Genomic DNA, 22,604 nt, shown 5'->3' on the forward strand with positions numbered 1-22,604 from the left:
CATAAAAAAAGCCCGGCCATTTGGCCGGGCTTTTTTTATTACAAATAGTGTGTGGATTATGCCGCAATATCCAACACTTCCTTTTTGGTTTCTTCCTTCTTTACCTTGTTTTTTCTAATTCGAACTTTAACGCGATACACGATGCTGAACAGTATAGGCACAACAATTAGCGTGAGGAAGGTCGCTACGAAGAGACCATAAATTACGGTCCAAGCCAACGGCCCCCAAAAGATTACGTTATCTCCTCCAAAATAAATATTAGGATTAAACTCACTGAAAAGGGTGAAGAAGTTGATATTAAATCCAGTCGCTAAAGGAATCAGTCCCAAGATGGTAGTGATTGCTGTCAATAATACAGGACGCAACCTAGCTTTACCTCCTTTGACCACCGCTTCCAAAAAGTCCTTAGGCTCCAACAAATCGTCGTCATCCAGTTCCAGTTCCACTTTTTTACGATCAATCAAAAGTTGGGTGTAATCCAATAGAACTACCCCATTGTTTACCACAATCCCAGCCAAGGAAATAATACCCATCATGGTCATCATGATTACAAAAGCACTTCCTGTAGCTACTATTCCACCAAAAACTCCAATCAAACTTAGGAAGATGGCCAGCATAATGATTCCTGGTTTTGAAACGGAATTGAATTGGAATATCAGAATGAAGAAAATAAGACCAAGACCTGTGAAAAAGGCTCCCATCAAGAAGGCCATTTGCTTGTTCTGTTCTTCGATTTGACCCGTGTAGTCAACTTGAATATTTGGAGGTAAATCTGAGAAACTCTCCATTTCATCTTGGATTTTGCTCACAATGGCCCCTGCATCCGTATAGCCTGGAGCAAGTGCAGAATACACGGTTACCACTCGCTTCACATCTCGGTGCTTTATCGCACTGAAACCAGAACTGTTTACTTGTCGCGCCACTGCAGAAACCGGTACTTCTTTAATTTGTCCTGAAGATTGGTCACGGAAGGTGATTCTCTGATTAAAAATGGCACTGGTGTTATATCTATTCTCTTCATTGAATCGCACATAAATATCATAGTCTTCTCCATCTTCCTTATAGATGCCTGCCTTTGCCCCGAAAATAGAGTTTCGCAGCTGTTGTCCAACTTGACCTGTAGCCACTCCCAATTCACCGGCTTTTTTACGGTCTACAGCAACCAACATGGAAGGCTTGGATTTGTTCACATCTATTTTAAGCTCATCTATTCCTGGGATGTTTTTGGAATTGATGTAGTTTCTCATTTTTTCTGCGGAAACTATCAGCTCAGAATAATCATCCCCCTCCAACTCAATGTTGATTGGATAACCAGCTGGAGGTCCTACTGCATCTTTTTCTACGGAGATAGCGACACCGGGATAGATATCTTTAAGTGCTTCCTGTACTTTTTTGAGAAGTTCGTTACTATCCGCGCCTTCCCGGAATTTATATTCCCGCATGGTTGCGGTAATTTTTCCACGGTGGGGCATTTCCGCTGTTGAACCCCCATCTGTTTGTGGATTTCCAGCTCCTTCACCCACTTGGGAAACGGCACTTTCTGTTAAGAAGTTGAAATCTCCGTGTAAATAGGCCTCTTCATTAATGATATTGTATACCCTTTTCTCTACATCTTTGGTAATGGCATCGGTTTTTTTGATATCTGTACCCTCTGGATATTCTATATAAACAATAATCTGATTAGGAGTATTGTCAGGGAAAAACTCAACCTTAGTACGTTGACTACCCACAGAGGCACCAAAGCCCATAAATGCCAGGAACAATAGCACAAAGGTTCCAATAGCAATAACGATAGGTCTTCTTCCCGTTAACGCCCTACGAAGGGTTCTCTCATAAAAACGTTCCCATTTAGGTAAAATCTTGTTTTGGAATCCATTGGCCCAGTTTCTAAGAAACAAGCGATATATCCAAAGTAAGATAGCGGTAAGTACCATAAGCGACCCCAAGGCTCTGTAGCTTCCACCTACAATCATTATGATTAAACCAATTCCACCTACAATGGAGGTAATGCGAATGATTTGCTTTAACGGCATATCTTTATCTTCTGTGGTCATATATCGCGATACCAAAACGGAGTTAAAGAAGATGGCCACAAATAATGACGACCCAAGAACCACGGAAAGTGTCACTGGGAAATAAATCATGAACTGACCCATTACGCCAGGCCAAAGTCCTAGTGGAACGAAGGCTGCAACCGTGGTTAAGGTGGATATGATAATGGGGAAAGCAATTTCTCCAATTCCCTTTTTCGCTGCTTGGATTCTGGACATACCCTCTTGGTCCATTAAGCGATATACGTTCTCAACTACCACAATTCCATTGTCCACCAACATTCCCAATCCCATAATAAGACCAAAGAGAATCATGGTGTTCATGGTATATCCCAAGGTGCTCAATATCATTAAGGACATAAACATGGACATCGGAATGGCGAAACCTACGAATAGGGCATTCTTAAATCCTAAGAAGAACATCAATACGGTTACCACTAGAATGATACCAAATATGATATTGTTCACCAAGTCATCCACTTGACCAATGGTTTTGGAAGACTGATCATTGGCAATAGTCACTTCAAGGTCTTGCGGGAACACATTATCTCTGGCATCTTGCACCATGACCTGAATTTGTTCCGCGGCGGCCACCATGTTTTTACCAGCGCGCTTTTTAACATCCAACATCACTACCGGATGACCAAATTCTCTAGCATATGTGGTCTTGTCCTCCTCCTTGAAAGTAACCTTGGCAATATCCCTCAAGTAAATTGGATTGTTGTCTTCGGATTTGACCACGAAGTTTTCCAATTCACTAGGCTCATCGATTTCACCAACGATTCGAATGGTCCTTCGCTGACCACTGGTTATTAAGTTTCCAGCTGAAGTGGTCATGTTCTCTCGACTGATGGTATTGATGATATCGTCAAAACTAACTTTGGCCGCCATCATCTTATAAATGTCAACGGCAACTTCAACCTCCTTTTCTTGGGCGCCTCGGATATCTACTTGCTTAATTTCTTGAAGACTTTCAATTTCATCTTCAAGATATTCTCCATATTCCTTGAGCTTGTCCACCGGATAGTCCCCTGAAATGTTGATGTTCAGGATGGGAATTTCCTCAGACATGCTCAAATCAAAAACAGTCGGCTCTACCTTGGCACCGTTAAACGTGGGCCAATCCTCTCCTGCAGTTTGGGAATCTACCTCATCTTTTACTTTTTGTTTGGCTGCTTCAACCGAAATACTTTCATCAAACTCCACTATAATCATGGAGTAATCCTCTTGGGAGGTGGAAGTGATTTCAATGACATTGCTCACAGTCTTCAGCTCATCCTCCAAAGGGTCAGTAATCAGCTTTTCAATGTCCTCGGCTGTATTTCCGGGATAAAGGGAACTGATGTAGATTTTGGTTTCTTTGATTTCAGGGAAATTCTCACGAGGCATGCTGAAATAGGCCGAAGCTCCTAAAAAGAGGATAACGGCAATCAAAACATACATCGTTGTCTTGTTGTCAATAGCCCAGGAAGCCAGTCTAAATTCCTTATTTACTTTTTTCTGTTTGTCGTCCATAATGCTATATTTTTTGACTATTCAACACTTAGGATTTTCACCTTTTGGCCATCTTTTACACTTCTAGCGCCTTCATCGATGACCCCATCACCGCTTGCTATTCCAGAAAGTACCTCCACAAGGTCGCCTTGTGTTTTTCCTGTAGTAATCACTGCCTTCATGGCTACCGCATCCGATGTTGCTGAATCTGCAGCTACCAAATAAACATATTGCTCACCCTCTGCGTTTTCAGAGACAATACTTTGGGGAATCAAAATGGCCGATTCATTGGAGTAGTCGTTGATCATTACCTTGGCAGTAAGATTTGGTTTTATTTTACCATCATGGCTAGGTACTGGAATCTCTGCTGTAAACGAACGATTTCCTGGATTTATAAAATTACCCGTTTGACGTACTTTGGTAACAACACTATCACCCGTTACCGGAAAATATACTTGGACATTTTTTCCTTGGGTAACGTTAGGCAAATGGCTTTCTGGAACATCCACCTTGATATACATATTGGAAAGGTTCACAATTCTAAAAACCTCAGAACCAGGACCGGGACTTACCACCGTTCCTTGGTCTTTGATTACATCATCAATAACTCCAGAGAAAGGAGCTCTTATCGATGACTTAGCCACTTGACTTTGCATTTGTTTTACCGCACTCTCTTGGGATTCGTAGGCTGTTTTAGCTTCCAGATATTGGATTTCAGACCCAATATTTTGTTCCCAAAGTCTTTTCTGACGGTCAAACGTGGTCTTGGCCAGAGCAGCTTGTGTTTTCATCTGGGCCAATTGACTAGATAAACCACCATCATCTATAGAGGCCAATAGCTGACCTTTAGAGACTTTTTGACCCTCCTTCACATAGACTCGATATAGAGTTCCTGCAATTTCCGGGTAAATCAAAACATTTTGCTTCGTAGTTACATCCCCTTGCAGTTCAAGATAGTGGTCAAAGTTTTCAGTTTTTGCCTCAAAAGTGGTGACCAAGGGCAGTTTTGCGCTATCGTCCAAAATGGCAATAACGGAATCCAACTTGTGGATGTCCATTTCCAAAGCTTTTTGTTGGGCTGTTATTTCGTTTCTTTTGGTACGAATGGCAGCCAAATCGTTGCCAGCCAGAACTGTTTCTACATCAGTTCCGCCACCACCACCACATGAATAGAGGGTGATCGCCGTAAGAAGTAATAGGGATATTTTTTTCATGATTGTATGGTTTTGTTTTTTGATTATTGATTGATAATGGTTTCCAATTCTGTTTTACTATTGATTACATCTACCATGGATTGCAAAAACTCCTGCTGAGTAGAATACAATTGGGTTTGGGCTTGTCTAAGTTCAAAACTGGTGGCCAAACCTTCTGTATATTTTACTTGGTTCTTATTTTCAATACGTTCTGCCAGTTTCAAGTTTTCTTTTGAAGTATCGTACTCTTCCACCGCCAAAATATAATCGCTCTTTGCGCTTTCCAATTGAAGCCTAATCTGTTCCTCAGCTTCCGTTAATTGTGTTTTTGCCTTTTCCAAAGCAATTTTGGCGCGTTGGGTGCTGGCACTCCTTTTTAATGAACTAAAGATGGGAATGTTAAGGTCGAAACCAAGTATGGAAGTCTCAAACCATTGTTGCCCTCTGTCCAAAAAGTTGAAGCTATCGCTGAAGGAATTCGCTCCATAGTTGACAAAGGCGTTCAGCGAAGGCAGTGCCCTGCTCTTTGCCAATTTCAATTCGTAGAAGCGTTGTTCGTTTAGATTGAGAGCCAATTTATAATCTACATTGTTCTCAATATTAAATTCAGTATCCAAGAGGGTAGGTGTAATTTGCCTTTGGGTCAAATCTTCCAAACCTTCTGCCAATATCGTTGGATTTTCAATGGGTAATCCCATCATAAGATTGAGCATTTGCAAAGTAATTTTTTCCAATCTCTTGGCGTTCTTCAATTGATTATCAACCGAAGAAAGGGTAATCTGAAGCTGGTCCACACTCTCCTCATCTCCCAATCCGTTTTCATAAATACGCTTGGTTTCATAAAGATTTTTTTCCAAGGTGGCCTTGTTTCTTTCGGAAATCAAAACACTCTCCTGGGCCAAAAGCACATTACCATAGGCCTCTACCACAGATTTCCGAACATCTAGAGCAGTCTTTTCCTTATTGTTTTGGCTAAAGCTCAAAAACGCTTTGGTAGCCTGTACCCCAACAATATACGAACCATCAAAAATCTGCTGGGTTAGGGTTGCTGTGGCCGTAGCAGTTTGCGGAGGTCCAAATATGATGGGAACAAAAACATCGGGGTCCTGTACCACACCGGGGGGCAAAAACTCTGGTGGAACAAGAATGGAGGGAAACTGATTTATAGGTTGTATTAACTGATTTTGATAAGAAACAGCACCTGAAATCTGTGGAAGCCCGTCGGCAATGGTTTCCCATTTCTGCTTTTGGGCATCTACAATGTCTCTTTCAGCATTGATTGCGCTGTAGTTATGCTCGAGGGCAAACGCAATAGCCTCATCGAGGGTATAGCTATTTGATTTCTCTTGACCTAACATTAGCCAAGGCAGACTCAAAATAAGACTGAAAATGATTGTTCGCATTTATTCTTGGTTTGAATTGATGATTGAGTTTAATTTTTTTCGTCCATCTGGAGTTACGATTCCCCTCAAATGGTATTCAAGAAAATAATCCATTAGTTGAGGCATTGAAAATATGCGCATAGGAAACAGACTGTTGTCCTTTATACTGATAACTCCTGAGAAGTAAATCCTTGATACAAATTCTATATTGAGGTTATTTCGGTAAATACCTAAATCCATACCCCGCTTTACGTTATCCAAAACGCAATCCTGCATGATATCGAATTGTTTTTTACGCAGAGCGTCATGAATTTTGGGGTAGTACTTTTGCAGTTGATATTGCGGAGAAGATTTTTCGTCCTTTAAATGGAGCATTGCAAATTTCTTGATTTCGTAAAGCTCTTCTATTGGGTTCTTTTTTAATGCAACAATTTCATCGATTCCATTTGAAATGAACCAAAATAAATCCATGGTACTTTCTTCGACCAATTTGGTTTTATTCTCAAAGTGGGTATAAATGGTCTTTTTCGAGATACCCATCTCGTTGGCCAAATCATCCATGGTCACACTTTTGAACCCCAGATTCAAAAACAATTCAGTTGCCTTATGTAAGATTTCTTCTCTCATTTGGAAGGGCAAATGTAAAATGGAAACTAAAAAAACAAAAAAAGTTTCCAAAGTTTTGCATTTTTTTAACGTCAGTTGATCTTTGGTTTAATTGAGCCAACCAACGACAAAATGACGAATACCTAAATCTTTTTTGGACTGAGTTGTGTTTTTTGATTTTGAACTCCAGAAAAACGACCTGGAACGACTTTGCAATCTTTCTTGAATTGTATTGGACTTAGACTTCTTCATTTGGTTTTTCATTTTCCATGCGTTCAACATAGGCCTTATAAGCCGCTTCTCCCTCCTCTTTCCAGAAGTTATCGTAGTGCTTCCAATCAGAGAAGGAGTTTCTTGACTTGCACCATTCTTCCATTTTTCGCTTTCGCTTTTGTTTCATTCCTTTTCCTTTAGAGGAATGATTTCCAAGACCAAACAGTATTTTGGCCAATGCCAGTAGACCGATGGCTTGCCAATACCCAATCGTGGTCAATCCAAAAATGGAAGGCATAAGCCAGTTCCATAGTAACATGACCACATATCCTATCAAGAAGGCGAACAGAATAACAATGGCTACCATGAAAAACACCTTGACTGCCTTTTTTACAAATTCTTTTACATCCTCTTCGTATTTTTTTTCAGCTTTCATTTCAATACGTTTTAAAAATTATTTTTTTCTTTTTCCAATACTTTGGCCAACACGGACAAAGCTCTATGTCTTCTGGACATTAAAGTACCAGGTGATATTCCAGTCTCAAGGGCTATCTCTTTATAGGTATATCCCTCAAAGTCCACAGCGATAATAATGTCTCTGTATTCTGATCTTAATTGCTCTATTGCATTACGCAAAGCATATACTATTTCTGGGGCGTACGTATTATCAGCATCGCCATAAAACAGTTCTGCAAATTCCTGCCATTGTTGATCAATGTCCTCACTGGCGTAGGAACCCCCTTTTTTAGATCTCATCAAATCAATAATTCTATTTCTTACCGAGTTGTAAACAAAACCAGCAATATTGGTTATGGGCATGGCATCAACAGGTCTGGAAAAAATCCGTACCGCCACATCCTGAACGATATCTTCCGCATCCCTATCTGTGCTATCAGTTATTTTGGATTTCACGTAGGCTCTTAACGAATGATATTCCTCGTTGAAAAAGGATGTCAGCTTATTTTGGTCGCTTTCCTGTATGGATGCCATTGATTAGTTGTTCAACTCTTCTGCTTTTAAAGACGAAGGTTTTCAAAACTATTGCGTTTTAGGATAAACTTTTTTCAATTCTTGTGTTTCTTGTAGGTTTTGGCACGTATTTTTGGTGCATGATGAATCAGAATAAAATTGATCAATTTCGAGAAAAGGTACTGACTCATATGGATGCACGGTTCAATACCAAAGCACCTGAAAATCTTTATGAACCCATTTCCTATATTTTGGGTTTGGGAGGGAAGCGAATGCGTCCCGTTCTCACCTTAATGGCCGTTGATGTTTTTAACGGTTCAATTGAAGATGCATTGGATGCCGCTTTAGCTATTGAGATGTTCCACAATTTTTCTTTGGTACATGACGATATTATGGATGATGCCCCTTTACGAAGAGGAAAGGTAACTGTACATGAAAAGTGGGATATCAATACGGGAATTCTGTCCGGGGATGCCATGTTGATAAAATCCTATCAGCTATTTGAAGGATATGAACCACAAATCTTCAAAAGATTGGTTTCCCTATTTAGCCAAACAGCAATTGAGGTCTGCGAAGGCCAACAGTATGATGTGGACTTTGAAACCCGAAATGATGTGACGATTTCGGAATATCTTAAGATGATTGAATATAAAACTGCAGTTTTGGTTGCGGCATCCCTCAAAATGGGGGCTATAATTGCCGGTGCCAACGATTCTGATGCGGACTTCATATATGATTTTGGAAGGGATTTGGGAATTGCATTCCAATTGCAAGATGATTATTTGGATGCTTTTGGTGACCCTGAAACCTTTGGGAAACAGGTAGGAGGAGATATTATTGAGAATAAGAAAACCATACTTTATCTAAAGGCGCTTGAATTTGCTTCTTCTGATGATAAGAAGGAACTGGAAAGGCTGTTTTCCGAAAAACCGAAAAACCCGGAACAAAAGATTGAAAAGGCCAAAGATATTTTTCAGAAAAGTGGTGCCGTAGACTTTTTGAAAAAGGAAATTGAGAACTACACGCAAAAAGCATTTGGGAGTTTGGCAGAAATTTCTGCGCCCAAAGAAAACAAAATGCTCTTGCAGGAATTTGGAAAGCAACTTATGGAGCGCTCAATCTAGAAAAGACGTCCAAATAAAGCCCGAACAAATGGAATGGGTTTAGGGGCTGACATCATCTGTATGTCCTCCCAAATGCTTGTATTGTTATCCAAAAATTTTAGGATTAAACTTGCCTTCCTTTTTTTGAATAGCGATTCAAAAATTGATTGTCCCAAATCATTGTTTTTTGCTAAAACATCCAGTAAAAGCATATCGTAAAACCAGAACTTATCTTGCTGGTGAAAACGCGACAAGGGTTTGTTTTGTTTCAAATGGGTAATGAGCTTTTTGATTTTTTTGCTGGTAGAATAGAATGTAAAACCTGTACTGGGTTTGGCCCATCCGCCTGCAATACCAATATACATATGCGAATCTGTATTCCTTTTATGGAAGGGATATGCGGTCATTGGAATGCTTCCCTGTTCTTTCTCAGTAATGGTGTAAGATACATTCCCATAATGTTCATCCAAATAAGCCTTAATGGCATTTTCATACTCCTCTTTTTCCAATAGGTGTTCAGAGAATAAGGTGTATTCGAACAAGGCTTCCGTTTCAGAGAAGGGGAGCACATACATAAAACGGGTATTTCCATTTTGCGGAATGGAGAAATCCATAAAAGTGGCCTCCTCAGCATTAAAAACAGGGTTTTCAGTCTTTACGAACCATCCGATAAAGTGCTGCTGAAGTACAGGATATTTTTTCTGTTGATGTATTGGATCATAAGAAAAAATGCTGTTGAACACTTTAAGGCCCATATAGGAATTGATTTTTCCCTCAACGCTTATACAATCATCCATTTCATTAATGGCAGTGACCTCATCCGTAATTCGGGTAATGTTGGCATATTTTTCAATTGCATTGTTGTAATGGGAATAAAAATCAATGGCCCGGATCATCTTGTACGAGTAAGGAGTAATTGCAGTGGATAAACGCAGCTTTTTACCTGCGAAGTAAATGTGATCCCACTTTTTCCGAAGTAGATGATCAAAGGAACCCTCCCCATCTTCCCAAAAACACCAGGTGCGGTCATTTTGAGTCTTGCTTTCCTTTTCTAAAAGTAAAATGGATTTGGATGAAAAATAGGGGTCGGAACCTAGGGCATCTGCCAAAAGCAATCCGGATGCACCCGCACCGATAATGATATAGTCGTAATGGGACATTCCCCAAAAATACAAATTAAAGAAGCTATGGCTAAATGTATATTTGAATGCTTAAGCTCTTCTTTTTTTTAGCCAAAAAGAGTACCTTAATGGAAATATAAGTCTATGGAAATAAGAAAAGTAGGACTACTGGTTATATTCATGGTTTTGTTAAACGCATGTTCTGATGATGAAGCACCGGTAACCACAAATCCCGGCTTGGATTCAGATGTAATTAGGGCCATTGATGTGCGATTGAACCCTACAGGATATGCACCCTTGAATGCTGTGATTGATTTAGAAACCACTGAAGCGGTCTCGGTCGAAGTGACTGTAGTAGGTAGGGAGGGTAGCGCTTCTGATATTACCAGAAGATTTCCTGGCACTGCCACCAGCTTTGAATTGGAGGTATTTGGATTGTACCCTGATCATAACAATCAATTGGAGCTTACTTTTTTTGATGGTACAGGTACAGTTTTGGAAAATCAAACAGTCAATGTTCAGACTGATCCTTTAATTGCGGATATGCCGCAAATCACTATTGATGTTCCCTCAAATTCGTCCGAATTGGAGTTCAATCTGGTTAATTATTTCGGTTTTAACCAAAACTTTAGACCCCAACGCCCTTTCATTTTTGACCAGTTTGGGGATATCCGATGGTATTTGAATTTTTCAAGACATCCAGAGTTGTTGGATTTGTTTTTTGATAATGGAATCACCCAACTTCGGAACGGGAACTTTTTGTTTGGAAATGCTGCAACCCGATCCATTTACGAAATAGACCTTTTTGGAAGGATTATCAATTCATGGAGTTTGCAGGGGAACGGCTTTCATCATCATGTCATCGAAAAACCGGATGGAAACCTCTTGGTAACAATTAACGACGCCACAAAGGCAACCGTTGAGGATGTGGTGATTGAGATAGATAGGGCTACGGGAGAATTCACCAATACATGGGATTTAAATAACTCCTTGGATAACTCACGTAGGGGATGGCCCACAGATTTAGCAGACCTTAACGTGGACTGGTTTCATGCCAATGCTTTGGAGTATAGTAGCGAAGATGATGAAATAATCATATCTGGAAGAACTCAAGGAGTGGTTAAGCTAAACCAACAAAATGAGGTAAGCTATATTTTAGCTCCGCATAGGGAGTGGAATACCTCAGGAAACGGAATCGATTTAGCACAGTTTTTATTGACCCCATTGGATGCCAACGACCAACCCATTACAGATTTGGACGTACTGGATGGAACCGTAAACCATCCCGATTTTGAATGGTCTTGGTACCAACATTCCCCAATATTAATGCCCAACGGCAACCTTATGATTTTTGATAATGGGGATAATAGAAATTATATCAATGCCGGACCTTATAGCAGGGCTGTGGAATACGAAATTGATGAAGAAAATAGAACCATCAAGCAAGTCTGGTCTTATGGTAAAGAGCGTGGTTCTGAAACCTACGCCAGAATTGTTTCTAAGGTGAGTTACCTCGCTGATAAAAACGCTGTTTTATTTACACCAGGTTCGTCGGTAAGCGGGGGAGTGCCAGCGGGAAAAGTAGTAGAAGTGGATTACGGTACCAAATCTGTTCTCTTTGAAGCAACCATCAATCCACCCAATACGATTTTCAATATTAGTTTTCACAATGTCCTTCGAGTTTCTCTATTGGATTGATTTAAAAATCTAATCCTATTTGCTAGCTAGGATTCCATTTAGTTTTTTGGGGGATAGATATTCAAAATAACGAGCAGTTATTTCAAATTTTTCATTGAGAATCACCATCGCGGGAAGGGAAAAGGGACGATTTTCCCTTGAAGCCAAAAGCAAAGGGATTTCATGGGTGGGATTTCTTTTTTGCCCTACTTCCTTGTTGCTATAAGAGTCACCACCAAAAACTATGGTTTCTGTGGTTTCCGTATTCATTTTTACAGCATAATATTCTGAATTGAGTAGAGAAATGACTTCCTTGTCCTTGAATGCTGCCTTATCCATTTTTTTGCAATAAGCACACCAATCCGCATAAAAATCAATAAAGACTTTCTTCGGTTTTATAGCTAAAGAATCTTCCAATTGTTTAAAGCTTAGCCATTGAATTTTATCTTCTTGCGATAATGCTTCCGTAGGCAATAAAAGCATCACCAAAGAAAGCAGTGTACCAAAAAGAAGAAGGTTTTTTTTCATATGCGATGAATCATTTTCAAACATATGTCATTTATTAATGAAGCTTCCCAAATTTTAGGCCAAAAAAGAAAGCACGTGGTGCATCGGGGCCATAAATATAATCAGAATCACGTCCTGGACCTATATCAAAATCATCTTGGTAGCTGTTAAAAATATTGGTGACCCCACCCGAAACTGTGACCATAAATGAGTCACTGAAATCAAAATGGGTTTCCAACTTAATGTTCATGTCAAAAAATGAACCTGAATCATTTAATTCCAAAAACCCATTATCACTAATCACTCGGGGAACGGTCATATTGCCGGTATATGTTCCTGTAACATCTACATTAAATTTTTCACTTGGAATCCAAGTGGTATTTAAATAGCCATAAAAATTGGGCACCCGAACAAATTCATCTACAGCAATATCGGTTTCTCCCGGAGTACCGTCGCTTTCAAACAATAGTTGGGGTTCGTCCCATTCAGTCTGTTGCAAAGTACCTCCCAACTGAAAACGCCATTTTGGATTTGGAGATAACCCTAACTCAAAGTTAGTACCAAAAACGCTGGCTCCTTCACCGTTTCTTACTTCCTCCAAAATGGAACCATTTTCTAAAACAGCACCGGTACTCACCAGTGTGAAAGGGTCTTCCAGAACCGTATAGAATCCTTCCAATAGGAAATCTAGTTGCAATAGATTTTTGGTCTTGGAATAGTTCAAAGAACCGGTAAATGCGTTTGAAAACTCGGTATCCAAATCTTCGGAAAGGATTACGAACTGCGGTTCTCCACCTACACTTGAAATATGTAGGTCTTCGTTAAAGGTTTGTGGGGCCCTAAAACCTCTAGCATACCCTCCTCGAAGACGTAACTCCTCCGTAAGTTTATAAGATAGGGTTATCCTAGGGGAGAGGGCGGTTTGATTTAGGTCCAAGCCCCTTTCAATACCTCCCACAGAATAATCTCCTACAACATTAACATTGTCCAACCGGGCACCCAGTAAAGCGGAAAAAGCATCAGTAGGCTTCCATTCGTATTGGGCATACCCCCCCAAAGTGTTTACGTTTTGGTCAACCAGTCGATTATATCCTGGAATTTGATCTTCTGTGGTGCTATAGTTAAACTCCGCTCCTGCGGTGAGCACATCGTTGTTTTTGAACGTTTTGGTTATTTGCAGACCGTTGACCCATGCCAAATCTTTGGTTGTTCCAAAGGCGTTGTTAGCCAATAGACTGTCTTGTCTGGTTCTTCCACCACCCAGTCCTCCGTAAAAACTATCTCGATTGGTATAGGAGGCCGACGTATAAACTTGCGTTTGTTGTGTACCATCCTTACTGCTGATTTCATAGTCTGCGCCTCCAATAAAGGTATCATGGTCCAACTCTTCCGTAATATCGGTGAATTGGGGGGCCAATTCCAAACGGTCTCCGCCTCTTCGATACTCACGAATGGCGTTTAAGTTCACAGAAATGCGACTTCTATCGGTTGGTCTAACAAAAGCCTTGGCCCCAACCGTGGTATTGCGCAGTTCAACCAGTTCGGTAAATCCATCATCGTTGGCATCATACGCCTGGCGATTTCGATAGGTACCGAAAAGGGTGACACCACTATTCAGGTCATCGGCCACAATGGAACTGTTAAAATTGACGATTCGGTCCAGAGCATCGCCGTCAATAATGGCAAGATTGCTTCCAATCTCCCAAGTGTTCAAAATAGGGTCTTTGGTGATAATATTTACAGTGCCCGCAATGGCATTTGAACCATAGAGCGCGGAACCCCCGCTACGAACCACTTCAACACGTTCAATAATATTAGTTGGGATTTGTTCCAGTCCATATACACCAAGCAAAGAAGTAAAAATAGGCCGACTATTTAAGAGTATTTGGGTATAAGCGCCATCTAAACCGTTCAATCTTACTTGAGTGAAACCACAGTTTTGACAGTTGGTCTCTACGCGAACGCCAGGAGCAAAATTAAGGCCTTCAGCTACGGTAATCGATTGGGTGGCTGTTAGCAACCTTGGTTTTAAAGAGGAAACAACCACAGGAGCGCTTCTACGTTCTACACGATTTCGAGTGGCACTTATTACAACCTCATCCAATCCTAAAAGATCTTCAATCAAAGAGAAGTCAATGGTCAAAGTAGAGCCTTGGGAAATAGTTAGTTGTTTGTTTTGAGAACGATACCCTTGTGATTGGACCGCCAAAGTAATTTCACCGGTAGGAATTTCAAGTTGATAGCTGCCATCGACATCTGAGGTGGTACCAAGGTTTTTGCCTTTGACAAATACACTTGCGAAGGGCACCGGCTCTCCATCTGATGTAATGGTTCCGGAAACGGTCACGTTTTGAGCGGACAAAATTGAAAAGGAAAGCGTAGCAAGAAATAGGAAAATAAGTTTCAAGGATTTTTATTTAGAATCAGACCAAACAAATGTATATAAATGCAACCAAGTCGCAATAATAAAATGAAATTGTTTAGCAAAAAAATTTAGACAAATCTAAAAATTGGTTTTGACAAATAAAAATGTATTTTTACACAAACCTTTTTAAATGACTAGGGCAGAGGAGAATTATCTTAAGACCATTTTTCATTTAGGTGATGATCAATCCAACTTGATTTCTACCAATGCCATTGCGGAAGAGATGGATACCAAGCCTTCATCGGTTACGGATATGGCCAAAAAATTGGCTGAAAAGGGTTTTTTGGATTATGTACGTTATAAAGGGGTGTCACTGACACCAAGAGGAAGAAAAATGGCGCTGGCCATTGTTCGAAAACATCGTCTTTGGGAAGTGTTCTTGGTTGAAAAATTGGATTTTACTTGGGATGAAGTTCATGAAGTTGCCGAGCAGTTGGAGCATATAAAAAGTGAAAAGCTAATTGACCAAATAGATGCTTTGCTGGGCCATCCCAAATACGACCCCCATGGAGACCCCATTCCCAGCAAAGATGGTGAGTTTTTAGAGCGAGACAAACAGCTTTTGAGCGAGATACCTAAACAAAGTTTGGGAGTTTGTGTTGGAGTTAAGGACACCTCACCCAATTTTTTAAAGTTTCTCGATAAAAACCAGATTGCTTTAGGCAATACCATTCAAGTATTGGATATTGAGGAATTTGACCAATCTCTTACTATTCTTGTCAATGATAAAGAACTGAACATATCACATCAGATTGCATCTAATCTGTATGTAAAAAAACAAAATTGATGGAACAAATAATCAACTATTTTGAAAGTATCAATCCTATCTTGGCTGCCTTGTACGCCACGCTTTTTACCTGGGGATTGACCGCGCTTGGAGCTGGATTGGTTTTTTTCTTTAAAAAGGCGAACCGGGCTGTGCTAGATGGCATGCTAGGGTTTACAGGAGGAGTTATGGTGGCAGCAAGTTTTTGGAGTTTGTTGGCCCCAGGAATTGAGATGAGTCAAGGAGAAGGTTTCGTAAAGGTGATTCCTGCAGCAATAGGTTTCTTGTTGGGTGCGGCCTTTATTTTTGGGTTGGATAAGATTCTACCTCACTTGCATATCAACTTTCGTGAAGAGGAGGCTGAAGGAGTAAAAACCCCTTGGAGAAGAACCACATTGCTTACCCTAGCTATAACTCTGCACAACATTCCTGAAGGTTTGGCGGTTGGAGTGCTTTTTGGTGGAGTGGCTGCTGGTTTTGAAGGGGCCAGTATAGGCGGGGCCGTGGCTTTGGCTTTAGGGATTGGTTTGCAGAATTTCCCTGAAGGTTTTGCTGTAGCCATGCCTTTGCGCAGGCACGGACTGAGCAGATGGAAGAGTTGGGTCTATGGTCAAGCCTCTGCTATTGTGGAACCCATTGCAGGGGTTATAGGAGCTTGGGCCGTACTTACTTTTGAACCACTTTTGCCGTATGCACTTTCGTTTGCAGCGGGAGCCATGATTTTCGTAGTGGTGGAAGAGGTTATTCCTGAAACCCAAAGGGATAAATATACCGATATTGCCACTCTTGGGTTTATAGGCGGTTTTATTATTATGATGATGTTGGATGTGGGATTGGGATAATGATAATACCTATCTTTAGGATATGAAGAAATTACTATACATTCTGCTTCTACTTTTGGGAGTTCAACTGCATTCTCAGACCGTAGCTGATTTTCAAAAAGAAATTGATGAAACCGTTTGGAAACCGTTTCAACAGGCTTTTGAAGCTTTGGATGGTGAGGCTTTAAATGCCACATACGCTGATGAGGTTTTACGGGTAACTCCCCAAGGTATTGATACCCAAAATTCCTTCAAAGCAGCAAATTTGAAACGTTTTGAACAAAACAAAACGGATGGGATTTCCATTGCTTTGGATTTTTGGTTTGACAGCCGCCATACCAATGGTGCTGCTTCCTACGAAGTGGGCTTTTATCGTATTGGTTTTACGAATAAAGCAAGAGAGACGAATTACAGCTATGGCCAGTTCCATATCGTAATCAAAAAACAGAATGGGGAGTGGAAGATTACGCAGGATTGGGATACTACCACTATTAATGGGAAAACGATTGGTGCCGAGGATTTTGCCAAGAAAGAACCACTGAAGTTCTAATTTTTTAATTCATCCAGTAACAAGCCAAAATCATATTGCAGGTCTTCATGAAGGGCCTTGATTTTCTTTTCGATATAATTCAATTGTCTTTCGTAAAGGTTCATCAAGGTAATATTCCGCTGGATGGAAGGTTGGAAATCCTTTAGCTTTTGGCAGAAATACAATAATAATTCTATTTCAGTCTCCTTATTCCCTGAATAACGGATGAACTTTTTAAGCGTTCTCAAAATCTTGCGAACACTTTTTTTGATATAGAAATAACTGTTGGTATTGATGATGGAAAACTGTTCATCCACTTCGGCTTTAACCGATTCAATATATCCTGCCTCATGATCTGCTTCGAAGAGCAAATAGGTTAGCAGTTCTTTATTCTCTTTTTTAAAACGAGCCAATCGCAAACACAGTTGAAGCAGTTCGTCTTCCGACCTAAATTGAAGCTCTTTTTTTAGTTGGGCGATTGTAGCTGTTTTCATAGAGTTCTAAGATACAAAGCCATAATGGAATGGGCTTATAGAATCAACTCTCGAACGGCATCCCTTGCCGATTGTGCCGCGGTATGTACTGAACTCCAATCATTCGCCTGGGTATAGGATGTGCCAGCAAAATAGAGTTTGTCATTAACAGATTCAGACATAATTCTAGAAATGGAAATCGACGCTCTGTCGGTCAAATAAGCGCCTCTGGCAAAGGGCTGCTCATTCCAGTTTTGAACCAATATGTCTTGGAAGCTTTCGGTAGCCTTACCATCGAAGATTTCATCCAATTCATTTAAAATATAAGTTTTTAAGGCATCTTCATTGAAGCTTTGATAGACTTCTGCCTGTTTCCCTACAGCAAAAAGTCCTAAAACATGGTCTGCCGAATTTTGCGCATAAGCAACATCATCGTACATGCGTTGTCCCTCACTAGTCTCACTGTCCTCAAACTCCAAAAAAGTAGGATAGAACTTTTCGGAAAACTTCAAAAAGACCTTAATACCACTCCAGATATTGGCATCTGTAATAGCCCTTTGTTTATTGTTGGGTAATGGCGGATTTATATCAATTTGACCTAACTGGAGCAACCTCAAAGGAACAGTAAGGGCTAATTTATTAGCTTGATATGCATTTCCATTTAAATCTGAGGCAACGACTGTATCGCCAGAATAATTGATCGAAGTAATTTGGGTATTAAACTGCATTCTGTCTCTAATACTGGGTACGATGTATTCGTCATAAAAATCAAACCATGAGGAACGAATGAATTTTTGGTCAATAAAGCTATTGTCTGAACCTAATTCAACTACATTCAACCTGCCATTTCTGAAAACGCCATACGTATCTGTCGCCTGATATCCTTGGGTGATTTTGGGAATTTGTACTGAGCTGTCATTTACAATTTCAGAAAATACGGATTCAGAAACATGCAACCATTCAGCTCCTAGGGGAATAGGAAAGTCGGTAAAGGTATTGTTGGTTCTAAAGCGCCCACCATACGAGGTATCGGCTTCTAAAATTTGATAGTCAATACCAAGTTGCTGCAAAAGATATCCGGCAGCCATTCCAGCGGCACCTGCTCCAACAATTAATACCGTACCCTCAAAACTTCCTTTTACAATAGGGTCTTCTGAGCTGTTACTGCATGATTTTATAACCGTTTGAAATGGGAGGGATACACCAAGTAAACCGCACATTTTGACAAACTCAACCCGTGTCATCATTTTGTACAAATTTAGCTTCGTAAATAACTGGCTCCATTCACGTCTATAATCGTCCCTGAGGTATATTCCGCGCCTTCCGATGCCAAAAACAAGACAGCATGTGCCACCTCTTCCGGTTGCGCCATCCGTTGAAATGGGGATTCTCGCAATAGATTTTCTCGCTCTGCAGGGGTCAAGGTTACTGCGGCCATTTCAGTTTCAGTGAAACCGGGAGCGACAACACCGAGATAGATTTTTTTTGGAGCTAACTTTTTGGCCAACGATTGGGTCATCGCATTCATTGCCGCCTTACTAGCACCATACGCTGGTTTGGTGGGCTCCCCTCGAAACGAACCTCGAGAAGATACACTCAAAATACGTCCACCTCCTGACGTCATCATGGCTTGGGCTGCCCAATAAATCATGTTGGCCGCAGCAAAAAGATTGGTTTTAAAGGTCTCTTCCCAAGCGTTGGTCCAATGGTCAAAATCAACGGAGTCAATTTCGTGAAAAATTGAGATGCCCGCATTATTGACTAGCACATCAATACGGCCAAAAGCATTGACAAAGTCTTTAACCAACCCCTCGCAATTCTCTTTTTGGGAGATATCCTTTTTAAAGGTTTTATGTCCTTTTCCAGGCAATTCCGCCAGGGTTTTTTTAGCCTCTTCCATATTGCTTCTGAAATTAATACCCACCTGGGCTCCCCGTTCGGCAAAGGCGATGGCAGTAGCTTTACCTATTCCTCTAGATCCTCCGGTTATCAAAACTTTTTTTCCAATAAACTGCATCCTTATTTTTGTTTTTTCAGTTCTTCCTCCAATCGCTGCTTCAACTCTTCCGCCCTTTCCTTTATCGCTCTCCATCGAATAATCTGCTCTTGGTTACCTCCGAATTTGAGTAAGACCATTTTCCAATACTCCCGATTTTGGGAAAGTGCTTTCGCATCTAAATTTTTTAGCCCAGCAGTGTCTTCCAAATCCAATCCAAGCATTTTCAAACCCTGCTGGTTTAAGTACACATGCTCTACCAACAAGGGGGTAATGAATTCATCCGTAATTTGTCGGGTTGTGCCATCGGTATAGGTTTCCTTTGCATTTCGGTAATAGTTGAAAATATCTTGCCTTAGGGATTCATTTTGTACGAAACTCATTTTTCCTGAGGACACTGCCTCATCGAAAATACCGCTATTACTTTTGAAATATTGGTCAAAAACAAACTCGTACGATTGTCTGACAAAGCGGTCCTCATCAAGATTTTCAGGACTTTTGAGTAGTTGGATAAGGCTATCCAGTCTTTTGAGTCGTTCCCTGGATAGCATGGTATTGTTTTCAATTTGTTGGATATCCAGTGCTACATCTTTGGAAAGATTGGATAAGAGAACCTGTTCTTTTTTACGCTCTTTTTTTTGTTCACTGTAGTCGTTGATTTGCAAGGCAATCAAAATACCAATAACTACCAGAATTATTTCTCCGACGGCATAAAGAAGATATTGGGAGAATTTCTTCTCCGAAATTAGCTTTTGGCGAATTTTTCGGAAGAATTTTATCATTTGATCTTTTTATAGACTTCTTCTGGTCTGCTACCTGAGGTTAATTTAAAGCCAGTAATTCTATTATTTTCATTTCGAACCAATCTCGCAAACCAAGTATTTATTACAAATTCATCTCTATTTTCTGGATATAGGGATTGGGTCATAGTTTCGTTTTCATTAATCCACTTAAAAACCAGTTTGTTACCTTCTTTACCGATTCGTATGGTATCCTTTTTTTTCTGGTTTTCGGGGACATATGTACCCAGAAAGTGTTCAAAACGCTTGCTGGGTTTAATAACCGAGGTATCAACAGTCATTTTTAAATAATCTGATAAATCCTTGTAGAGATCCTTTGCCCTACCATTAAAGTTTGTGTTGTATCTCAGGTGATCTCTTAGTCCAATAGATTCATAGTATGCCACATCATTTAGATAAAGGGTGTCATTCAAAAAGTAATCGTATGCTTTATCGGGCAAGTCTTGGAAATTATTGCTTAGGAAATACCAATTTGTGGTTCGTTTCAATCTTAAATCAAAATCCACAACTGCATCTCCTATCTCTTTATCAATAATATCCAAAGTGGGTTTGAATTCCTTATACAGTTCATTAATTCGTAAAACAAGGGAATCCTCTTCTTCACTTAAAAGTTCAGTAAAACTGTCAAGTTCTTTGGCTGAGTCATCGGATAGCTCAACCGTAGTATTATTCCAAATTAAATACGCCAACCCAGGTTCTTGGTAATCTTCCATAGTGACTTCTTGGCGCAAAACCCTTCCCAGATTTTTTTCCTTGTTTTTATAAAAAACAGTTACATCATTCGAGTTAGCAATGTTTAATGCCAATTCTTCCCGAGCTTTTTTTAGAATTTGACCTATTTTCAACCGGTTTTTTCGGTTATCATTCCAATTATTGATTTGAAGAGCTATCAAAATACCGATTACCACCAAGACAATTTCACCAATGGCATATAGGAGATATTGCGAGAATTTCTTCTCCGTAATTAGTTTTTGGCGGATTCTTCTGAAGAATTTAATCATAGGTCTTTAATTCATTTTCAATAGTATCCAACATATTTTGCATGTATGCTAGGAATGGTTCATACTCACTGTTTTCAAGCCCAATAGCTGAAGCTAAAAAAAGAAGTACTTTATTCTCATATACTTTAGAAGTTAGAAGTGCTTGATTGCCTACTCTGTTTACTGAGTCAGGTAAACCGTAGTAAATTTTTGATTCCTCTACATCATCTATTACGGCTTTGAAATCACCATGTTCAAGAAACTCTTCAGTACATGCTTGTTGATCTTCAGCATGGAGTAATTCTTGGTTTTTTAAACTCGCTTGCTTGGACTGAAACTCCAGTAGCATCGCTTTGAGCGGTTTGTTTTTTAGATTCACTAGCGAGCCAGACAAGATCATTTCATTTAGTAGGACAGTGCTGGGTTGATAGTTGAGTACAGGGGCAAATGATTCACCTATAATTTCTGATAGCCGCTGAGAAGATACTTCTTCTTGTAACGAAATGATTGTGGCCAGTGCCTTGCTTGAATTAATAATTCCTTCGCTTTTTTTTATAGTCTCCTCAAGCAATGCAATGTTGCTTTCAAGTTCAAGGGCCACGTTTTCAAGTTGACTTTTGATGGTAGCTATATCATCTTGCTGGGTATTGTAAGCATTAATTTTAATTGCTATCAGAATACCAATGACCACAAGAATTATTTCACCAACAGCATAAACAAGGTATTGAGAGAACTTGTTCTCAGAGAGTAGTTTTTGACGGATTTTTCGAAAGAACTTAATCATTTGTGCCGGATAGCCTTATTATTTCTTTTATGTAATAGTTGATTCTTTCTTCTTCAATGGCATCTATCACAAATCCTGATAACAGGCGTTTGTCGATAAATGTATTTTGAAATTCTACCGTTTTGATTGCCTCTAAATTCTGTTTGGAATAGGGTTTGAGAAAGTTTAGATTCTTTCTTAGGTAGGGAGTGAAATAATGAATTTGGTAATTACGTTCGAGCTGTTCCTCCTCAGCATAATCCTTGTAAACATCCTGCCAAGAAACCAATAAATTACGTAAAGAATCATTTTGAATTAATTCAAAAGAGGATGAACTGATTAGGGCTTCGACAGCTCCATTTGAAGGATTAAAGGTCTTTATTGTATAGATCTCATTTGCATATTTGAGAAGTGTGTCGATGGCACTGGAATCCGGATTTTCTATTAGCTCATTAACAAACACAGTAAGGGCATTTCGTTTTTTTTGGTTGATAATAACAATGCTATCCAGTTGTTTTTTATTGCTTTTAAAATCCCTATGAATTTGTTTCAGAATAATCGCTTCTTTTTTGCGTTCGTTACTTTCGTTGTTCCAGTTATTGATTTGAAGAGCTATCAAAATACCAATTACCACTAAAACAATTTCGCCAACAGCATATACGAGATATTTGGAAAAGTTATTCTCGGAAAGTAGTTTTTCGCGGATACGGCGGAAAAAAGTCAGCATGGGTTTAG

The 22,604-nt window shown here is 39.9% G+C and carries 21 protein-coding genes; 5 read left to right on the forward strand and 16 right to left on the reverse strand.

Annotation, left to right across the window (positions count from 1 at the left end; translation table 11 throughout):
* Nucleotides 1-56: 56 nt before the first annotated feature.
* The 6 genes from ACSLUF_RS00780 to ACSLUF_RS00805 all read right to left on the reverse strand — a co-directional run bounded on the left by ACSLUF_RS00780 (nt 57) and on the right by ACSLUF_RS00805 (nt 7,929).
* Complete coding sequence (locus tag ACSLUF_RS00780) at nt 57-3,566, reverse strand: efflux RND transporter permease subunit (protein WP_435624228.1); 3,510 nt, start codon at nt 3,564-3,566, stop codon at nt 57-59.
* 17 nt (nt 3,567-3,583) lie between these two features.
* The gene (locus ACSLUF_RS00785) at nt 3,584-4,759 is read right to left on the reverse strand and encodes an efflux RND transporter periplasmic adaptor subunit (RefSeq protein WP_435624229.1); all 1,176 of its coding nucleotides are present in this window, start codon (nt 4,757-4,759) and stop codon (nt 3,584-3,586) included.
* A gap of 23 nt (nt 4,760-4,782) precedes the next feature.
* On the reverse strand, nt 4,783-6,141 hold the full coding sequence (locus ACSLUF_RS00790) for a TolC family protein (protein WP_435624230.1): 1,359 nt from the start codon (nt 6,139-6,141) through the stop codon (nt 4,783-4,785).
* Nucleotides 6,142-6,747: a TetR/AcrR family transcriptional regulator gene (locus ACSLUF_RS00795; protein WP_435624231.1), complete on the reverse strand. Its 606-nt coding sequence runs from the start codon at nt 6,745-6,747 to the stop codon at nt 6,142-6,144.
* Nucleotides 6,748-6,964: 217 nt separating this feature from the next.
* Complete coding sequence (locus ACSLUF_RS00800; protein ID WP_435624232.1) at nt 6,965-7,375, reverse strand: hypothetical protein; 411 nt, start codon at nt 7,373-7,375, stop codon at nt 6,965-6,967.
* An 11-nt stretch (nt 7,376-7,386) separates the two neighbouring features.
* Complete coding sequence (locus ACSLUF_RS00805) at nt 7,387-7,929, reverse strand: RNA polymerase sigma factor (protein ID WP_435624233.1); 543 nt, start codon at nt 7,927-7,929, stop codon at nt 7,387-7,389.
* A 119-nt stretch (nt 7,930-8,048) separates the two neighbouring features.
* Between ACSLUF_RS00805 and ACSLUF_RS00810 the strand changes: the two genes are divergently transcribed.
* On the forward strand, nt 8,049-9,032 hold the full coding sequence (locus ACSLUF_RS00810; protein ID WP_435624234.1) for a polyprenyl synthetase family protein: 984 nt from the start codon (nt 8,049-8,051) through the stop codon (nt 9,030-9,032).
* Here ACSLUF_RS00810 and ACSLUF_RS00815 read toward each other — a convergent pair.
* A complete protein-coding gene (locus ACSLUF_RS00815; protein WP_435624235.1) occupies nt 9,029-10,171 on the reverse strand; it encodes a lycopene cyclase family protein in 1,143 nt (380 codons plus the stop codon). The genes ACSLUF_RS00810 and ACSLUF_RS00815 overlap by 4 nt on opposite strands.
* A 105-nt stretch (nt 10,172-10,276) precedes the next feature.
* Here ACSLUF_RS00815 and ACSLUF_RS00820 point away from each other — a divergent pair, with 105 nt between their 5' ends.
* Entirely contained in the window at nt 10,277-11,830 is a 1,554-nt protein-coding gene (locus ACSLUF_RS00820; protein ID WP_435624236.1) for an aryl-sulfate sulfotransferase, read from the forward strand.
* A gap of 15 nt (nt 11,831-11,845) precedes the next feature.
* Here ACSLUF_RS00820 and ACSLUF_RS00825 read toward each other — a convergent pair whose 3' ends face one another.
* On the reverse strand, nt 11,846-12,337 hold the full coding sequence (locus tag ACSLUF_RS00825) for a thioredoxin family protein (protein WP_435624237.1): 492 nt from the start codon (nt 12,335-12,337) through the stop codon (nt 11,846-11,848).
* A gap of 34 nt (nt 12,338-12,371) precedes the next feature.
* Complete coding sequence (locus ACSLUF_RS00830; protein ID WP_435624238.1) at nt 12,372-14,723, reverse strand: TonB-dependent receptor; 2,352 nt, start codon at nt 14,721-14,723, stop codon at nt 12,372-12,374.
* A gap of 148 nt (nt 14,724-14,871) precedes the next feature.
* On the opposite strand from ACSLUF_RS00830, the gene ACSLUF_RS00835 reads away from it, so the two are divergent.
* The 3 genes from ACSLUF_RS00835 to ACSLUF_RS00845 are packed head-to-tail and all read left to right on the forward strand — an operon-like array spanning nt 14,872 to nt 16,878.
* A complete protein-coding gene (locus ACSLUF_RS00835; protein ID WP_435624239.1) occupies nt 14,872-15,528 on the forward strand; it encodes a metal-dependent transcriptional regulator in 657 nt (218 codons plus the stop codon).
* The gene (locus ACSLUF_RS00840; protein WP_435624240.1) at nt 15,528-16,349 is read left to right on the forward strand and encodes a ZIP family metal transporter; all 822 of its coding nucleotides are present in this window, start codon (nt 15,528-15,530) and stop codon (nt 16,347-16,349) included. Before ACSLUF_RS00835 ends, ACSLUF_RS00840 begins: the two co-directional genes overlap by 1 nt.
* 22 nt (nt 16,350-16,371) lie before the next feature.
* A complete protein-coding gene (locus ACSLUF_RS00845) occupies nt 16,372-16,878 on the forward strand; it encodes a DUF4440 domain-containing protein (protein WP_435624241.1) in 507 nt (168 codons plus the stop codon).
* Here ACSLUF_RS00845 and ACSLUF_RS00850 read toward each other — a convergent pair.
* Genes ACSLUF_RS00850 through ACSLUF_RS00880 form a run of 7 tightly spaced genes read right to left on the reverse strand, consistent with a single transcriptional unit; the run spans nt 16,875 to nt 22,596 of the window.
* The gene (locus ACSLUF_RS00850) at nt 16,875-17,351 is read right to left on the reverse strand and encodes a hypothetical protein (RefSeq protein ID WP_435624242.1); all 477 of its coding nucleotides are present in this window, start codon (nt 17,349-17,351) and stop codon (nt 16,875-16,877) included. The genes ACSLUF_RS00845 and ACSLUF_RS00850 overlap by 4 nt on opposite strands.
* Before the next feature lie 35 nt (nt 17,352-17,386).
* Nucleotides 17,387-18,577 carry a flavin monoamine oxidase family protein gene (locus ACSLUF_RS00855; RefSeq protein ID WP_435624243.1) on the reverse strand — a complete coding sequence of 397 codons (1,191 nt, stop codon included), beginning with the start codon at nt 18,575-18,577 and terminating at the stop codon, nt 17,387-17,389.
* An 11-nt stretch (nt 18,578-18,588) separates the two neighbouring features.
* Entirely contained in the window at nt 18,589-19,422 is an 834-nt protein-coding gene (locus tag ACSLUF_RS00860) for an SDR family NAD(P)-dependent oxidoreductase (protein ID WP_435624244.1), read from the reverse strand.
* Nucleotides 19,350-20,108 (reverse strand): DUF6090 family protein, encoded by a 759-nt coding sequence (locus ACSLUF_RS00865; RefSeq protein WP_435624245.1) that lies wholly within the window; start codon nt 20,106-20,108, stop codon nt 19,350-19,352. Before ACSLUF_RS00865 ends, ACSLUF_RS00860 begins: the two co-directional genes overlap by 73 nt.
* Nucleotides 20,105-21,127, reverse strand: a complete 1,023-nt coding sequence (locus ACSLUF_RS00870) for a DUF6090 family protein (protein WP_435624246.1) — start codon at nt 21,125-21,127, stop codon at nt 20,105-20,107. Before ACSLUF_RS00870 ends, ACSLUF_RS00865 begins: the two co-directional genes overlap by 4 nt.
* On the reverse strand, nt 21,120-21,890 hold the full coding sequence (locus tag ACSLUF_RS00875; protein ID WP_435624247.1) for a hypothetical protein: 771 nt from the start codon (nt 21,888-21,890) through the stop codon (nt 21,120-21,122). The genes ACSLUF_RS00870 and ACSLUF_RS00875 overlap by 8 nt, the downstream gene beginning before the upstream one ends.
* The gene (locus ACSLUF_RS00880; protein ID WP_435624248.1) at nt 21,883-22,596 is read right to left on the reverse strand and encodes a DUF6090 family protein; all 714 of its coding nucleotides are present in this window, start codon (nt 22,594-22,596) and stop codon (nt 21,883-21,885) included. Before ACSLUF_RS00880 ends, ACSLUF_RS00875 begins: the two co-directional genes overlap by 8 nt.
* Between the last annotated feature and the right edge of the window lie 8 nt (nt 22,597-22,604).

This window comes from Flagellimonas sp., assembly GCF_965601775.1.
In the GTDB taxonomy this organism is placed as follows: Bacteria; Bacteroidota; Bacteroidia; order Flavobacteriales; family Flavobacteriaceae; genus Flagellimonas.

Excerpts from the sequence above, each read along its gene's own strand:
- ACSLUF_RS00780 (WP_435624228.1), bottom strand. The coding sequence starts at position 3,566 with ATGGACGACAAACAGAAAAAAGTAAATAAGGAATTTAGACTGGCTTCC.
- ACSLUF_RS00785 (WP_435624229.1), bottom strand. The coding sequence starts at position 4,759 with ATGAAAAAAATATCCCTATTACTTCTTACGGCGATCACCCTCTATTCA.
- ACSLUF_RS00790 (WP_435624230.1), bottom strand. The coding sequence starts at position 6,141 with ATGCGAACAATCATTTTCAGTCTTATTTTGAGTCTGCCTTGGCTAATG.
- ACSLUF_RS00795 (WP_435624231.1), bottom strand. The coding sequence starts at position 6,747 with ATGAGAGAAGAAATCTTACATAAGGCAACTGAATTGTTTTTGAATCTG.
- ACSLUF_RS00800 (WP_435624232.1), bottom strand. The coding sequence starts at position 7,375 with ATGAAAGCTGAAAAAAAATACGAAGAGGATGTAAAAGAATTTGTAAAA.
- ACSLUF_RS00805 (WP_435624233.1), bottom strand. The coding sequence starts at position 7,929 with ATGGCATCCATACAGGAAAGCGACCAAAATAAGCTGACATCCTTTTTC.
- ACSLUF_RS00810 (WP_435624234.1), top strand. The coding sequence starts at position 8,049 with ATGATGAATCAGAATAAAATTGATCAATTTCGAGAAAAGGTACTGACT.
- ACSLUF_RS00815 (WP_435624235.1), bottom strand. The coding sequence starts at position 10,171 with ATGTCCCATTACGACTATATCATTATCGGTGCGGGTGCATCCGGATTG.
- ACSLUF_RS00820 (WP_435624236.1), top strand. The coding sequence starts at position 10,277 with ATGGAAATAAGAAAAGTAGGACTACTGGTTATATTCATGGTTTTGTTA.
- ACSLUF_RS00825 (WP_435624237.1), bottom strand. The coding sequence starts at position 12,337 with ATGAAAAAAAACCTTCTTCTTTTTGGTACACTGCTTTCTTTGGTGATG.
- ACSLUF_RS00835 (WP_435624239.1), top strand. The coding sequence starts at position 14,872 with ATGACTAGGGCAGAGGAGAATTATCTTAAGACCATTTTTCATTTAGGT.
- ACSLUF_RS00840 (WP_435624240.1), top strand. The coding sequence starts at position 15,528 with ATGGAACAAATAATCAACTATTTTGAAAGTATCAATCCTATCTTGGCT.
- ACSLUF_RS00845 (WP_435624241.1), top strand. The coding sequence starts at position 16,372 with ATGAAGAAATTACTATACATTCTGCTTCTACTTTTGGGAGTTCAACTG.
- ACSLUF_RS00850 (WP_435624242.1), bottom strand. The coding sequence starts at position 17,351 with ATGAAAACAGCTACAATCGCCCAACTAAAAAAAGAGCTTCAATTTAGG.
- ACSLUF_RS00855 (WP_435624243.1), bottom strand. The coding sequence starts at position 18,577 with ATGATGACACGGGTTGAGTTTGTCAAAATGTGCGGTTTACTTGGTGTA.
- ACSLUF_RS00860 (WP_435624244.1), bottom strand. The coding sequence starts at position 19,422 with ATGGAGAGCGATAAAGGAAAGGGCGGAAGAGTTGAAGCAGCGATTGGA.
- ACSLUF_RS00865 (WP_435624245.1), bottom strand. The coding sequence starts at position 20,108 with ATGATAAAATTCTTCCGAAAAATTCGCCAAAAGCTAATTTCGGAGAAG.
- ACSLUF_RS00870 (WP_435624246.1), bottom strand. The coding sequence starts at position 21,127 with ATGATTAAATTCTTCAGAAGAATCCGCCAAAAACTAATTACGGAGAAG.
- ACSLUF_RS00875 (WP_435624247.1), bottom strand. The coding sequence starts at position 21,890 with ATGATTAAGTTCTTTCGAAAAATCCGTCAAAAACTACTCTCTGAGAAC.
- ACSLUF_RS00880 (WP_435624248.1), bottom strand. The coding sequence starts at position 22,596 with ATGCTGACTTTTTTCCGCCGTATCCGCGAAAAACTACTTTCCGAGAAT.